Below are 13,771 nucleotides of genomic sequence, written 5' to 3'. Positions count from 1 at the left end.
TTACTTTGATCACGCAAACGGAGTATGAGCAGTCAGTTGGGGACCTGGGCGCGTTCGACATCGGCAATCCTGAACGGTATGACGGCACGCCGTCGTCGCCTGCGGCACAGCCTCGATGGGCGCCGTCTCCAAGAGGATAGCGATCGGCGCTACCTCGCGGGTCGTAAACGGAACTCGTAACGGTCAAGAACCCGAAGCATTTGACGCCGTCCATCGCGAGCTGCGACTGCGCGGCCCTCTCTATCCAGATCGTTTCGCCACTTCGGCGACGATTAAATCCCGCTCCTGTAAATAAGCCTTCTGGGTCTCGATCAGGGTGTCTAGGACGGAAAGCGCGAGAGCGAGATCACGTCCCTCGCGCTTGAGCTTGGCGATGACCTTCTCTTGCTGACTGATGTGTTGTTCGCCCTCGCGAAGTCGGCGTTCGGCGACGATCAAACGCTCGCGCAGGCGCGAAAGCGGCCGCTCCTGCCTCCGCTCCGGCTCAAAGCGGGCGAGACGGCGTGGACCACACCAAACCTCGACAGGGTCGTTCGCCACCGCGGCAGAGCCCAGCTGTAGAGCCTCTTCGGCGCTATTGCAGTCGATCTCTTGCGCGTTCAGTGTGCTACCGCAGTCGTCGAGCGTGGAGAGATAGCAGCGCATCGAAGTTTAGCAGCTGTTGTTCAGTCAGGAATTCCGACGCAGGCCTAGACGTTCCTTCTTGAGCACTCACCGGCCCGACCTTTTGGTGCGGCCTCTCAGTTCCCGAATTAACTTCCAGCGGGGATATCAAGCTTAATTTGAAGCTTTGATTGCGGCGACGCACCGGAGGGGTAGCTTTGCGCACCGGACATTGCCCCGTCCGGGTTCACCATGGCGAGGTGGTCGCGCCAAGATACTCGGCGCGGCGACTTCGTTTTGCCGTCGATAGCGCGAGCTTCGTTGTGACGAATGAACCGGACGATGATCCGCTTGACCTCATTGAGATGCGACGACAGATCACGGCTTTGCGCTCGCAGCATTCCGACAATCTCCCGGTCACTGCGATCTTGAACCGTTTCCTTGTTAAAACTGCTTTTCTCTCAGAGCCAAAAGATGCAGCGCACGTGCAACATCTGCGGTCTGAATTCACTCGGACGCTGCGAAGCGTTGAAGCAACCGTCTCGCGGGGCCGATCCGTAAAGCCCAAGTTATATAACGCATAGGCCCTTGCACTCGCCGACGCTGCGCCGATGCTGGATGCAGTCGCGAAGCCGTTCTCGTTTCGCGTATCGAGGCCTTCACGGCGAGGGGCCGTCGCCACAAGCGGCGGCCCGCCCATGAGCGGCCTAGTAAGCACGCCGCACTACTCGGGGCAGAGACGGCTGTCTCGGAGAACACCTGTGGGCAAGCGTGAGCACTGCGGCTTCGTCGGTTTCCAGCGCGATCTTCTGGGTGAGCATCACATCGCCGGCCGCCAGAGCACGTTCGGGAACGAAGCACCAGCCGGTCGCGGGCTGCCCAGATGCGTCGACCTCTACAACATTGCTCACGGTACCATAATGAACTCGATATCGTTTGCCGGTGTGAGAACCTGTGACTTCGCAATAGTTCTTGGCATCGAATTGCGCGCGCTGCTCGGGAGATAACCAATCCCGCAGAAGACGCCGCGCACGGGCTTCCGGGCCATTTTGCTCAATGAAGATCAAATAGAGCGAACGCAGAACGCAACCGCGTACTATCAACGCCTCTTCGTCTGAACAAAAACATTTTGCCGTGCCGCGAACAGTCTAACCGCCGACCAGGCGGGGGTAGAACAGCGTCTCATCGGCAGTCGGATCAAACTTCCCTGCAATCTTGAGATCGCCGGCCGCCGTCCGAGTGGCGGCGGTAAATCCCTGGTCGGTCAATTTTTGAACCGGCGTTCAGCCTCGGCGAGCCCCTTAGGGTCGTCTTGCTCAAAAAAGTGCCTGCGGTCGCCTGTGTGGTCCATTACGATCTGGGCAGCCATAGAATGAACTCCGCAGTTCGTAGCCCCTGACGAGCAAGAAGCTTTCGGACCGAGTTACGTTCCTAAATTCCGGACGCCGGCGCAGCGCACGAAGCTGATCGCGAAGCGGAAGGCGGCTTATGAAGCGGTGCATGGTCCAGCGAAGGCCATCGGCGCCCGCGCGGCCAATAGGACGAGAGGCGGGGCGACGCATCCGCCGACTTGGCGGCTGCGTCCTTCAGCCGACACTGCCGCCAAGACGGGCAAGCCCGAGCGGACGATCCAGCGCGACGCGACCCGCGCCAAGGCGCTAGGCCTTGATCTCGATCGTGTTTCAAGACGTCGCGTACCAACCGTCAGGAAATGGAACGAGCGGCCAGTGCGTGTATGGAAAGACTCACACAAGAAAGCCACTACGATGGTTGCACTAGCACGGTGCGCGATTGTCACCGCTATGGCGCTCGGGGGTGAGGGGGCTCTTCGGGCAAATCTTTGATTTTAAAAAAGAAATGGCGGGAATCCTTCCCTCTCCGGCACCTGACAATCAGCGCCGATTGATGCCCGGTAACATCGCCCAAGCGATAAGGCTGAAATTGCGCGGTTTTGAGGGATTGAGCTTCGCGTTACGGTAACAAACCCTAGCAATTTCAACGATTCTGACCAGACTACGAATCTGAGGACGCTGCGTTCTGAAAAACGGCAAGAGGTCGGCGAGTTCGGTCGATACTGAACTCGAAGTGAGTGATACTCACGGAAACTCGGCATTCATATTGTTTAAGTAACGCGGCCCCGGCGAAAATCCTGCACGGAACTGAGCTGCAGTGTCTCCGCGAAAAAATGGGAGATGCCCGATCTCCTCGTATGCGATTTGATACAAAGCAGCCATCCATACGTAATTTGATCCGGTCGTAAGGCATTTGAGACGTTAGTGCCTTGTTGCTGTGACTTCACGGGTCTCGATAGTGGCGACGACGATCTTTTGCAGTGCGCGGATTGAGAAGCGCTGGCGCTGCCACGCTCCCCCCATCGCTGCTAGTTCGTCCGGTGCAAACCCTGCTACGAAGCCTGCTTCACCGCTCTCACACGCCAGTTCGCGTGCGACGTTTGACGCAAGCGCTGGTAGATGTGCCAGTGTCGCCTCTGGTACGCGTACGATACGGAAGCGGTCTTTGAGCGGCGCTGGCAAGTTATCGACGCTGTTCGCTGTGGCGGTGTAGGAGATCCAGCTCAGATCCACGGGAGCATCGAGACCGACGTCGCGGTGACGGGCGGCGGTTTCGCGATCCAGGAACACCAGAACCGCATCCCAAAGTCGGCTCATGTGTGGAGAGGAGCCGGCCTTTTCGATCTCCTCGATCACTACAGCAGGGTTCGCGGTCAAGCAGGCCGACACAGCACGCATCGGTGCGCTTGGTATGCTGTTCGACCATGCTTTTGGCGAACCCGCGAACTGACCATCGGTGGCGCCGGAGCCATCATAGCGATAGACGCTGATTGCGAGCAGTTCGAACAGGCGCCGAGCCAGGCGAGACTTTCCGCTACCAGGCGGTCCAACGAGTAGGACGGGGCGGATACGAACCGGTTCGCCCTCGCGAAGGTCGCGCAGGACGAGTTCGACAGCGCTGGCGGCATGCGGGAATTCGGATAACAGGGCCGCTCGCACGGCGGCGAGGTCCTTGGTAACCTTGAGCGGCAACTTGGCGCCGACGAGCGCCCTGTATTCGATACGCAGCGAGCCGGTGAGCTTGGTTGCCGTCCTAGCGGGATAGACCACGAAGCTTGGGGGCGGGGGACCGACGTCAACTATTGACAGCGGGATCGAATCTTCCGACTCCTCAATTGGAGCACATTCCGCACGGTCTTCCTGCAACGCGTGCAGTAAATCAGAGGTCTTTCTGGTGTTCGGCATGCAAAAATGTACACCAGAAATTACCGGACGGGTCAATGGTCTGGAGGCGGGCATGGTTAAGCGAGTGCGAGTACGAACAAGCGACGTTAAATACGCTCCCCGCGCCAAGGTCGGTCGCCCCCTTGCGAGCGAGGGTGACGTCCGATCTGACCGCCTGGCGCAGCGTGTTCATCCTGATTTGATTGAGGTTTACGACCAGCGAGCCCGCGAATACGGATTGACCCGGTCGCAGCTGATTGAGCGGGTGCTAATCGACCATGCGAACCAGATCGAGGGAGCGCAGCTCGACAATATCGGCCGGTGGCTCTCCGGCGAAGCATGGGGCGCCCACAAATACATGCGGAAAAACTTGATTCATCCGGTCAGTGGTCTACCGCTCGCGATYGCTTCACGAAAAGAAGCGGAGCACAAGGCGATGCAGGATAAAGCACYGGCGGAGGACGTCGGCCCGAAATCTACGGACAACTCAGCAGCCAAGCGGACCAAACGAAAGTAAGATGATGGTTCTCGCCGCTTTGCAGCGGCCTAAGAGGGAGCGGGGTGCTGATCACACGATTTGGGAGCCCGTAACAGAACGGCAGTAAGCGCTGACTTACTGCCGTTTGAGACTGTCGGGAGCGCAATGTAGGACAACGGTAGAACACCGGTAGAACACATTGCGATCGGTAATCGCCCAAATAATTGAACCACTTAGCAGTCGTCAAAAATGGCCTGCTGAGGTTGACTGCGGCAAGAGAAGAGGTCGCTCTGGCGTCAGTCGAGCATATTGATCTCGGGCTCTTCGAAGTTGCTGTGGACGATGCGGGCAGCGGTGCGGCCCTCACTGACAAGCAAACTTTCCAGCGCCAAGGCGGGGTGATCGTCGATCAGAGATGGTGCGGAGTTATTTCTGCGATTTCCCTATTTGTGGCTTGCAGGGGCAGGTGGGACGATAGGGATGTGAAAAACCACGATGAGACTAATGCTTACGTCCTCTTACACAGAACGGGATTAGTAAATGAAGAATGATCCTGAGAAGTCCCCCGAGACGGCCATTGCGGCGGCCCTGCTCAATGCGTTCGTGATGCAGTTCGAGCCCGGTGTCATCCCTGCACGAGAGGTTCAGAACATGATCTTTGTAATGATGTCGTCGCTCATCGGCGACGGCTACAGCGGCGAGGACATCATGATTGTGCTGCGTCGGCTTCGCAAGCAGCTCAGCAAGGAGGGCACTGCGACCGCCGCGCATTAGCTACTGCGGTCGCTCAGATCGCCTAAGCTATGCTGGAGCCCAAAGGCGACGTGTGACTTGTGATCGTAATGTGACGTGACTGTGTGATCGGCTCTCGATACTTACGATTGCCGGTCACACGAATGCGGCCGTAAGGGCCCGGACATCCGCTCAAGAGGAGCGGCTGTCGATTTGGCTGCCGGCGTTTGACGTCTAATGTTCTGTGCCTACGCTCTGTATGTCGCTGCCGGTCGCGGCTCGAGTTCGATCACCAGCGTGGGATCAAAATCCGGATTTTCGCGCTTGTTGGGACCAAGCGCATATCCGCGCGGGTTCGCGATGACCCGCGTGATACCGATCGTGTAGTCGCGGTTCTGGTGAATGTGACCATGCAACCAGAGGGCCGGAGCATCTTCGCCCATCATCAGATGCTCCAGCGACGATGCATAAAGCCAATCGTGGGAATGGCTTCCAGGCGGGAGGCTCTGGCGCGAAGGGGCCATGTGCGTCACCGCGACCGTCTCGCCGTCGAACGGCGTTGCCAGCACACGCTCGAAATATGCGCGGCTCTCCCGGTGAAGCGCCAGAGACTGTGAGGGCGTGAAGCGATTCTTCGAACCGGAGCCTCCAAAGCGGATCTCTCTGTAGTCATTGTGATAGTCACGTTCCCAGTACCGGCCTTGGTCGGTCCAGCCTTTCTGTGACTGGCTCATGGCATCGCGCGGTGACCAGCCGACTGGCAGCACCGAAAAATCCGTCCACATGGTCGCTCCGATGAAGCGCGTGTCGTCGATCACAACCGTATCGTTCTGAAGCATCGTAATGCCGAGGTTCTCGGCCATCTTACGGCCTCGCGTCATCTGATCTTCGTAGAATGTGTTCTCTTCACCGCTGCCAGTCGGACCGCGGTAGAAGCAATGGTTGCCCGGGACGTACAGGATCGGAGCGCCAGCGAACTTCTCCGCTACCCACTCGAGCCCGCCCGTCATTGGATTATTCAYGTCGCCAATCATCACTGTGACGTCGCAATCAGCTTGCGGGACATCATCCCAGCGGTTGAATTCGTCGTCGATGTGCGTGTCGGAGAGGACGCGGATCTTCACGAGATCGCCTCCGCAGCAATCATCTGATCGCGCTTCGGGCGAACGAAGCGATCAGTGCGCTCACTCGCGGAACTGTCAGTTTCGGTCATTTTGAGTCCTCTGTGACGCCCCGAAGCGGCAATTAAGCATCTGTTAATATCTAAATTGTACACCAGAAAAGATATTAATGTAACCCCAAAAAGAAAGTAGCTGGAATGAGCAGATATGAGACCGATATCAATGCCTACGTTGGCGTTACGGCGGCTTCTGCGATGGTTGGCGCCGCGGCGGTATTCGCGGCAACGAGTGGCTCGATCAACCGCGCCATCATGATTGCGCGAACCAATGCGGTTCGTCGGCTCATCGCCGACCGCATTCGCAGGACTCGCGCAAGCCACCGGCAGCTCGAGCGAGACTTGGCGTTCGCAAAGTGCGATGCTGCCCTTGCTCGCTGGCACTTGGCTAAGCTCGCGAGAAAGCTGCCGCGGGACCTCCGGAGGTGAGATTCCGGTCACTCCCTGGCACGTGCGGTTCGGCACGGCTTTCGAGAACTGGCACGCCCGCGACGGGGATCGCGAGATGCAGATGGCCGTAAATGCCGTCAAATCCGCTTGTGACGAGCTTATCCAGTTCGTTATGGGACAGGCTGACTAACCAGTCGCTGACTATCGGCCTGATGTTCGGAAGTGGTGGCTGGATGTTGGCGATCGCCGCATCGGCCGCCCAGGCCATCGCCAGATTGGCCTCGACATCGCGCGCATGGAACGCATCGTGCGAGTTGGCAAACGGATTATCAGCGCCCACGTCGTGGCCGCTCTCATATTCGTCGTCGAGTATCCCCACAGGCTCGGAGAGCGCGGGGAAGAGCGCGTGCAGGAGACCGCGCAGCGGCAGCATGACAATGTCGAACACCATTTGGACGGCTCGGGCAAGACCAGCGAGAATTGAACGCAACATGACTTCCAGCTCCTGTTGGCATGTTGCAAAACGCAAACATGCTTCGAAGGCCAGTACGGCATGGGATTCTGAAAGTGGCAAACGAGGAAGATCGCGAAAGGTCGTCGTGCTCGCGGCTGATTGGCAAAGCCGCTGCTTTTGAGGTCGGCGTCACGTCCGACGCGRCGATCAAGTGGGAGTGAGAAGCTGCGACTTGAATCGCTTCGATGGATCGTACCGACGAGAAATCGAACGGACTTTAGCCAAGCGGGCCTGATTAATAACCCATCGCCGGCGCGCTCGCCTGGCGCCGTGCCGCTTCTTGCAATAGCGGTCCGACGCCGTACGGTCCGTGGCATGGTTCACCAGAACGGCAATTTCCTTCCGTGACAGACCGGAAGCCTTCATCGAGGCGATCGCAAAGTGTCGCAGCGTGTAGGTGCACACCCGCTTGATGCCGAGCAGCCGACAGGCGGTCTGAAGCCGCGCATTCAGATTAGCCTGGAGACCTTTGCGGCTGCCGTAGATTTGCTCGAACTTACGAATATTGGAGATCCATTCGTCGATTTCGGGGAACCAGCGCGCGCCGTATGGCGACAGGTCGGCCTGGCAGGTTTCGGTGAGGCCGCGACCATTTGTATGCTTTTCCGCGTCGGCAACGAGCAGCATACCCTGGCGCTGAACGTTAAGCATTTCTCCGGGGCGCCAGCCCAGGCGACTGGCCAAAACCAGATACCCCGCGCACCACCTCGCGAATTCGTCGTCCGACGATCGGAAGTAAGCGACAATGGCGCGCAGTTCTTGAACTGGCAGATGCTTACGCGACTTGATCGATGGTGTTTTTGCGGGCTGGGGGCGATCATTCTCAAGCGCATCGAGCAGCACGCCTTCGCAACTTCCCGGCGGGAAGCTGTCGAATTCCAGCAGGCCATCCAGCTCCTGCGCCAGCGCAACTGCATAGCGGCGCACCGTGCTGTCGGCCCAACGGCAGTGTTGCCGCAAGAACCACCGGACCGCGCCGAGCAGTGGAGACGTAGCCGGAGGGCCAGGGTTTTCCCTTCTGAACTGGTTGACCAGTCGCCAAGCTTGCGAGCTGTATGCTCGCTGGGTCTCTGGCGAGATGGAAGTTTCCGGAAACATTTTAGGTCGCCTTAGCCATGTGAGTTGATATCTCGACTCACGTTTGACCATGCGCGTCGGCAAATCCCAAAAAGCCGTTGCAGATCGCGTCGGAGGGTAGCGGTAGGACAACGGTAGGACACATTGCGATCGCTAAAAGGACATATGTTTCAATGGACTACGAGGCTGCCGAAACGGATGTTTCGAGCGCATTGGGCGATAGGCCAAACCAGCCGGCAAAGTGGGGGCTGACAAGTTGCACATCGTTGATGTGCTCCGCACTTCGATGTCGGCCGGGCGTGATTGTCGTCTGCAGTTCGATCCTGATGGGGCGCAATGGCCCAGCTTGTTGGGCAAGCTTGGTTTGTGGTCCAGGGAAGTTTGAGGCGTCCCTTGCGCAATATCCAACAACTCATGTGAGTGTCGGCGCGGCCGTGATCCAGTGAGGTCCGAGGCGAGTCTTACGCCTATCTGCGTGTGCCGTCGGAACGCGGGTCAATCGCGACAAAACCTTAGAGATATGGATGGTCTGTGACACCTCACGGCAGCGACCGCCGCCTGAACTCTCAGCTTAGTTAAATCTGAAAGTCGAGGCGGCCCTCTATTGGTTTGCCGACATCACCGGCGTCGGTCGCGGACCGACCACCACCACCACCACCACCGGCCGCGGCCGGTGGTGGTCGGTGAAGCATGTAGTCAGCGCCGACGTTGGCGCGATCTGTGCCGCAAAACACTCGAAAAGGCGCTATCTGGCGATATCGGCAGGTTGAAAACAGCGTTCTACTTCCGTTTGACGAGATTTATGGGGAGAGCAAACCGGGCTCAATTGCCTTCGAAAAAAACGCAACGCTACGATACGGCCTTGATGCAGTGTGCATCATAAGAATGGAGCAATTGAAATGAAGAAGCTTAGAGTAGACGGCGTTGACGTTGACGTGGAGGCCATACAAGCGGAGCTTGATGCTATCAACCGCGGAGCCACCTCCTTCACCATCACGGACCCCGCGAAGTTGACGAATTTCGCGCGCCTCGCAGAAAAAATGTTGACCTCCTATGATATTGCCAAGAGCGATCGCCCCGGCGCCAAGCTTGTCCTCCGTCCTTCTGGTCCCGCTGCGAACAGCTACAAGTACGCTGTCATCACGACGGAAGTGACGCTCACCCGAACCCGCGCCGGCTGGTATATGACCGATGTGAAGCGCGCCAAGGTCTATCCGAAGAGCCGCCAGCGCCTGGACATCACGATCACGGATCGCGCTGCAAATAACATGGTTAAGCGCTCGCTCGCCATGTTCGGCCGTGTGGCGGCCTAGTCCGCCCGCAAACCAAACACCTCTGATAAAACTCAATGCCCCCCGCGCAGTGCATCGTTGCTGCCGCGGGGACTAGCGTTGGAAAACATTTTCTCTGCTTCCAGGGCTGTAGCCGGGGCTCGCGTCGGATAGAGTAACGGGACGGACTACGAGGGAAATAGTCCGCCGGCATTGTGAAATGCATCTAACAGCGCTTTTGACCATAGCTCCATCGCCTTCAGTTTCTCGGGGATGCGCTGCGCTTGGAAATACCATCGCTTGCCCGTGTCGCCGACGCGGTCCAAGATATCTTTGTGATCTCCAGCAATCTCGTGCGCGATGATCAACGAGGCGGCAGCTTCGATGACACCCGGAGAGTGCGAAAGCGCTTGGCCTAACCATTGCCGAGCCCTTTCTGCTGCGCGCTGACAAGGCGGCCATTGCGCTAGCGAGTGTGGAGACCCGGAAATGGCACGGGGCTCGCAATCCGCGAGCCCCGCTGTGCGCTCGGCAATTTCAGGCCTTGTGATGGACAGTCTGCAGGCCGTAGACCGGCGTCGGGATGCTCTCGTAGCGAGCCTTCAACTGCAGGGAAAGGAATTGCGAGTAATGTCGCGACTGATGCAGATTGCCGCCGTGGAACCATAGGCCGTCCTGCTGCGTCGGCTTCCACATGTTGCGCTGCTCACCTTCCCATGGGCCGGGGTCCKTTGTCGTATTCGAGCCGAGGCCCCAGACCTTGCCGACTTTGTCGGCCATTTCCGGACTCACGAGATCGGCGACAAAGCCGTTCATCGAGCTATAGCCGGTGGCATAGACGATTACGTCCGCTGGCAATTCCTTGCCGTTGTCGAGCCTGACGCCGTTGGGCGTGATTTCCTCGACCTGTCCAGCGCACAGCTTGATTTTTCCGTCAATGATAAGCTGTGAGGCGCCGACGTCGATGTAATAGCCCGAGCCGCGGCGCAGATATTTCATGAATAGCCCGGAATCGTCGTCACCGAAGTCGAGCCTGAAGCCGGCCTTCTCCAGCCCGGCATAGAAAGCGGCGTCGTCCTGACGGATCTTGTCGTAGACCGGCTTTTGAAACTGATTCAATATCCGGTAGGGCAGTGAAGCGAAGATCAGATCGGCCTTTGCCGTCGTCATTCCGCCGCGGACGGCGCGTTCGGAATAAAGATCGCCGATACTCTCCATCAGCGAATCCGAGCGCACAATGTGCGTCGTTGAGCGCTGTACCATCGTTACGTCGACGCCGGCCTCGTATAGCGCAGCGCAGATGTCATGGGCCGAATTGTTCGAGCCGATCACCACCACCTTCTTGCCTTTGTAGCCGCCGGAGCCGGGATGGCGTGAGGAATGGTGTTGCTCGCCCTTGAACGTTTCCATGCCTTTGATTTTCGGCATGTTCGGCTTGGCCGACATGCCGGTCGCGAACACAAGCTGTCTGGGCCGCAGACTAATCTCTTTGCCATCGCGTTCGACGATGACGGTCCATTCCTTCCTGGTGTCGTCCCAACTGGCGCGTTTGGCCGTGGTGTTCGACCAGTAGTTCAGCTCCATGACCTTGGTGTACATTTCCAGCCAATCGCCGATTTTGTCCTTGGGCGAGAACACAGGCCAGTTCTTGGGGAAATCGATGTAGGGCAAGTGATCGTACCAGACGGGGTCGTGCAGGCAGAGCGACTTGTAGCGGTTGCGCCAGGAATCGCCGGCGCGTGCGTTCTTTTCGGCGATGATCGTCGGCACACCGAGTTGGCGCAGCCGGGCCCCGAGCGCAATGCCTCCCTGTCCGCCGCCGATGACAAGCACGTAGGGCTGGGTCTTGAAGCCAAGTTGCTCGACTTCCTCGTCACGCAGTTCCTTCCAGGTCTTGGCGCCGGGATTGACGCCATGCCTGGCGCCGAGCGGTCGGCTGAAGCCAGCCTTTTCCTCATGGGCCTTCAGTTCGGCCATGGTTGTCAAGAGCGTCCAGATCTGACCGTTCTGCAGGCGGATGAGTCCATATCCGCGCGCGACCTCGGTCTCGAACGTGATCCAAGATTCGGTCACGCCGCCGGCCTCGGTTGGCGTTTCACCCTCGGCGATTTTCCAGTTGCGCGGCTTCACATGCGCGAGGCAATGCGCGAGCATGTCGCGGACCTGATCGCGGCCTTCCATGGTCTTGATGTTCCAGGTGAAGGTAACGAGGTCGCGCCAGTAGCATTCCGGAGCGAACATTCCTACGGCGGCGTCGAGATCGCCCGCCGCAAGCGCGGCTTCAAACTTGTCGAGGAAAACCTGGACGCGCGCGCTAAGCGTGGTGTCGAGCATCACTTCCTCCCGGATGTCGTTTGCAATTGTTCTGCGCAGGCCGCACGACCTTACTCCAACCATCGCGGGAATCCAGACTCGCGCGGCAGGGTTCCCGGTCGGCTTCAGCGCCTCTCAGCGCTCGCCTGCAACAACGGCGCTTTGCCCACCGACGATCGGGCAGACTAAGAACTCCATTTGCTGCGGTGCATGCGTCCGGAATTTGGCCCGCAGGCTCCTGTAACGGAGGGGCAGAGCATACCGATTCGCGCTAAGCTGCGGCATGATCCGGGAGATCAACGATGCGATTGTCTAGCCTTGCCACTCTGGCGCTTGTCGCGGGAGCTTCCAGCCCAACTTATGTTTCTATCGTCCTGGCGGCTTCGGAATGTTCCAGATCAATGGAATTGGCGGATTGGGGCGAGAACTCGACCGGCGACATCAGCGTCGCGTCTGGGGACAGTTGCATCTTCCCGATCACGTTGCGCGGCACGGCGAGTAGCTCGGAAATCTCGCAAAAGCCAGCACACGGCAAACTGAAGAAGCTCAACGTTGCGACTTACGAGTACAGGACGAGGGCCAGATACAAAGGAAGTGACACCTTTGCCATCAAAGCAACGGGCAAGGGGCCGAAGGCTTCTGGCACATCGGTCATCACAGTGCACGCGACGATCAAGTAGGCGGGTCGAGCATTGGCGTGACGCCGAGTTGATGCGCGTCGCGTGGGGGCAGGGAGCAATAAGCGTGCCTCAACCCGTCCGAGACGCTCCCAGAACAGCACCCGGTGGCGGATCGTGATCAGGGCCTGGTTGAGAACGTAAGCCAACAGCATCGGCGGAGGTGATTTGAAGGCAGGATCCGGATTGGCCTCAATGCGATTGCGGTCTCGCGCGGGGATGCTCCATCCGCAACTCCGCGAGCTGCTTAAGCGGGTTGGGCCCAGACGCAAACTTGGTTTTGCCGGTATTGCAGCTAAGCTGCTCTCCGCTATGCCCAAAAAGACCCAGCCTCGGAGAGTTGGTTTTCGTTTAGCCAGAGGAGTGCCTGACGAAGACTCAATGGGACCACTCGCTCCCTACCAAGAGGCGGTGGGGTTCCATCTGTTAGATAGAGCAAAAAGCCATCTTTGCTTCGGAAAAGTGCTTCTTTTGCCTCACAACATTCAAGGGACTCTACGTCAAGAGTAGGCAAGCTGCGCTGGACGATCAGCTCCATGTTTTGCAGCATGGCGCTCACGACGCAGACTTCCTCTTAGCAGCCATCAAGTTGACGGCGTGCTGATGGGCAAATTGAACACGGTCCGATTTTCTTCGATCAAAAGCCATGCGCGGCAAAAAAATAGAAGTATGAAATATCTGACGTAGAGCGTGTGCCCCAATGATTAACAAGAGTTAGCGATTCTCGCTTTGTMGCTCGACTAATCGCTAGCGAAAATTGGCGAACYTCAGTGAGACRGTGCGCAAAAAGTAGGAGCTATCGCATCCTCTGGCGGAGCAAGGAGGCGAACGATGCGAACAGTCATTGCCATTGTTGTAACGGTGTGGGCGTCCTCGCCTGTGCTCGCCCTGACGCAGGGGGAGATTGAGGCCAAGCTACGTGCCGCGGGCTATTCGCAGATTCAGGAGGTCCCGAGCGGCAAGATCAAGACCTACCGAGCAATCAAGGAGGGTACGGAGCGGTCGCTCATCGTCGACAGCACCGGCCACATCAAGGAGCTTCGGTAGCGCTCTCGCTGGGTGGCCAGTGTTCGGTCAGGGACGCTGCCGAATACTCGCGCTAGGCGGCCCGCCTACCGTTTGTATCGGTTCACCTGCCGCACGGTCCAGCGGCGGGTGCGGCCTAGCGAGGCCTACCGTTCCGGGAGGTGCGTCGTTGCTGGCCGTACGAGTATCGAGGCGCTCTGACGTGATTGCCGTTCCAATGGCGATGGCCAGTGCGATAGCAGATAGGACTAAAGCTGCTCGATTCGGGTCCATCATT

At 58.4% G+C, this 13,771-nt stretch carries 15 protein-coding genes and 1 pseudogene; 5 read left to right on the top strand and 11 right to left on the bottom strand.

From position 1 onward, the window contains the following. Positions 1-240 precede the first annotated feature (240 nt). The 5 genes and pseudogenes from AB4Z51_RS04840 to AB4Z51_RS04820 all read right to left on the bottom strand — a co-directional run bounded on the left by AB4Z51_RS04840 (position 241) and on the right by AB4Z51_RS04820 (position 3,860). Positions 241-645 carry a hypothetical protein gene (locus tag AB4Z51_RS04840; RefSeq protein WP_135215669.1) on the bottom strand — a complete coding sequence of 135 codons (405 nt, stop codon included), beginning with the start codon at positions 643-645 and terminating at the stop codon, positions 241-243. A gap of 107 nt (positions 646-752) precedes the next feature. After that, a complete protein-coding gene (locus AB4Z51_RS04835; protein WP_167768171.1) occupies positions 753-1,004 on the bottom strand; it encodes a hypothetical protein in 252 nt (83 codons plus the stop codon). A gap of 306 nt (positions 1,005-1,310) precedes the next feature. Next, on the bottom strand, positions 1,311-1,706 hold the full coding sequence (locus AB4Z51_RS04830; protein WP_167768170.1) for a hypothetical protein: 396 nt from the start codon (positions 1,704-1,706) through the stop codon (positions 1,311-1,313). A 45-nt stretch (positions 1,707-1,751) separates the two neighbouring features. Continuing rightward, positions 1,752-1,972 (bottom strand): annotated as a pseudogene (locus AB4Z51_RS04825) (hypothetical protein). A gap of 904 nt (positions 1,973-2,876) precedes the next feature. Further along, complete coding sequence (locus AB4Z51_RS04820) at positions 2,877-3,860, bottom strand: AAA family ATPase (protein WP_167768169.1); 984 nt, start codon at positions 3,858-3,860, stop codon at positions 2,877-2,879. On the opposite strand from AB4Z51_RS04820, the gene AB4Z51_RS04815 reads away from it, so the two are divergent. Further along, the gene (locus tag AB4Z51_RS04815; protein ID WP_441497111.1) at positions 3,859-4,356 is read left to right on the top strand and encodes a hypothetical protein; all 498 of its coding nucleotides are present in this window, start codon (positions 3,859-3,861) and stop codon (positions 4,354-4,356) included. The two genes, AB4Z51_RS04820 and AB4Z51_RS04815, sit on opposite strands and share 2 nt — an antisense overlap. Before the next feature lie 501 nt (positions 4,357-4,857). After that, positions 4,858-5,091 (top strand): hypothetical protein, encoded by a 234-nt coding sequence (locus AB4Z51_RS04810; protein WP_441497110.1) that lies wholly within the window; start codon positions 4,858-4,860, stop codon positions 5,089-5,091. A 206-nt stretch (positions 5,092-5,297) separates the two neighbouring features. Here AB4Z51_RS04810 and AB4Z51_RS04805 read toward each other — a convergent pair whose 3' ends face one another. The 4 genes from AB4Z51_RS04805 to AB4Z51_RS04790 form a co-directional block, all read right to left on the bottom strand. Continuing rightward, positions 5,298-6,173, bottom strand: a complete 876-nt coding sequence (locus tag AB4Z51_RS04805) for a metallophosphoesterase (RefSeq protein ID WP_441497109.1) — start codon at positions 6,171-6,173, stop codon at positions 5,298-5,300. After that, entirely contained in the window at positions 6,170-6,610 is a 441-nt protein-coding gene (locus tag AB4Z51_RS04800) for a hypothetical protein (protein ID WP_135215664.1), read from the bottom strand. Before AB4Z51_RS04800 ends, AB4Z51_RS04805 begins: the two co-directional genes overlap by 4 nt. A gap of 4 nt (positions 6,611-6,614) precedes the next feature. Next, positions 6,615-7,109: a hypothetical protein gene (locus AB4Z51_RS04795; RefSeq protein WP_135215663.1), complete on the bottom strand. Its 495-nt coding sequence runs from the start codon at positions 7,107-7,109 to the stop codon at positions 6,615-6,617. A gap of 168 nt (positions 7,110-7,277) precedes the next feature. Then, entirely contained in the window at positions 7,278-8,057 is a 780-nt protein-coding gene (locus AB4Z51_RS04790) for a site-specific integrase (RefSeq protein WP_135215662.1), read from the bottom strand. Positions 8,058-9,106: 1,049 nt separating this feature from the next. Here AB4Z51_RS04790 and AB4Z51_RS04785 point away from each other — a divergent pair. Further along, a complete protein-coding gene (locus tag AB4Z51_RS04785; RefSeq protein ID WP_135215661.1) occupies positions 9,107-9,520 on the top strand; it encodes a hypothetical protein in 414 nt (137 codons plus the stop codon). Positions 9,521-9,666: 146 nt separating this feature from the next. Here AB4Z51_RS04785 and AB4Z51_RS04780 read toward each other — a convergent pair whose 3' ends face one another. Both AB4Z51_RS04780 and AB4Z51_RS04775 read right to left on the bottom strand, forming a co-directional pair. After that, complete coding sequence (locus AB4Z51_RS04780; protein ID WP_135215660.1) at positions 9,667-9,846, bottom strand: hypothetical protein; 180 nt, start codon at positions 9,844-9,846, stop codon at positions 9,667-9,669. A 169-nt stretch (positions 9,847-10,015) separates the two neighbouring features. Beyond that, complete coding sequence (locus tag AB4Z51_RS04775) at positions 10,016-11,812, bottom strand: flavin-containing monooxygenase (RefSeq protein ID WP_441497108.1); 1,797 nt, start codon at positions 11,810-11,812, stop codon at positions 10,016-10,018. A gap of 281 nt (positions 11,813-12,093) precedes the next feature. Between AB4Z51_RS04775 and AB4Z51_RS04770 the strand changes: the two genes are divergently transcribed. Both AB4Z51_RS04770 and AB4Z51_RS04765 read left to right on the top strand, forming a co-directional pair. Beyond that, positions 12,094-12,471, top strand: a complete 378-nt coding sequence (locus AB4Z51_RS04770) for a hypothetical protein (RefSeq protein ID WP_167768166.1) — start codon at positions 12,094-12,096, stop codon at positions 12,469-12,471. 828 nt (positions 12,472-13,299) lie between these two features. Next, entirely contained in the window at positions 13,300-13,515 is a 216-nt protein-coding gene (locus tag AB4Z51_RS04765) for a hypothetical protein (protein WP_135215658.1), read from the top strand. Positions 13,516-13,771: the final 256 nt, after the last annotated feature.

Origin of the sequence: Bradyrhizobium sp. 2TAF36 (genome assembly GCF_052114925.1) — a bacterium.
In the GTDB taxonomy this organism is placed as follows: domain Bacteria; phylum Pseudomonadota; class Alphaproteobacteria; order Rhizobiales; family Xanthobacteraceae; genus Bradyrhizobium; species Bradyrhizobium barranii.
Note: the sequence above shows the minus strand (reverse complement) of the source record. Positions and strands in the feature narration are given on the sequence as shown.

Bases quoted from the DNA above. Each gene is read 5' to 3' on its own strand.
- AB4Z51_RS04795 (WP_135215663.1), bottom strand. From the start codon at position 7,109: ATGTTGCGTTCAATTCTCGCTGGTCTTGCCCGAGCCGTCCAAATGGTG.
- AB4Z51_RS04840 (WP_135215669.1), bottom strand. From the start codon at position 645: ATGCGCTGCTATCTCTCCACGCTCGACGACTGCGGTAGCACACTGAAC.
- AB4Z51_RS04770 (WP_167768166.1), top strand. From the start codon at position 12,094: ATGCGATTGTCTAGCCTTGCCACTCTGGCGCTTGTCGCGGGAGCTTCC.
- AB4Z51_RS04810 (WP_441497110.1), top strand. From the start codon at position 4,858: ATGAAGAATGATCCTGAGAAGTCCCCCGAGACGGCCATTGCGGCGGCC.
- AB4Z51_RS04835 (WP_167768171.1), bottom strand. From the start codon at position 1,004: ATGCTGCGAGCGCAAAGCCGTGATCTGTCGTCGCATCTCAATGAGGTC.
- AB4Z51_RS04820 (WP_167768169.1), bottom strand. From the start codon at position 3,860: ATGCCGAACACCAGAAAGACCTCTGATTTACTGCACGCGTTGCAGGAA.
- AB4Z51_RS04765 (WP_135215658.1), top strand. From the start codon at position 13,300: ATGCGAACAGTCATTGCCATTGTTGTAACGGTGTGGGCGTCCTCGCCT.
- AB4Z51_RS04785 (WP_135215661.1), top strand. From the start codon at position 9,107: ATGAAGAAGCTTAGAGTAGACGGCGTTGACGTTGACGTGGAGGCCATA.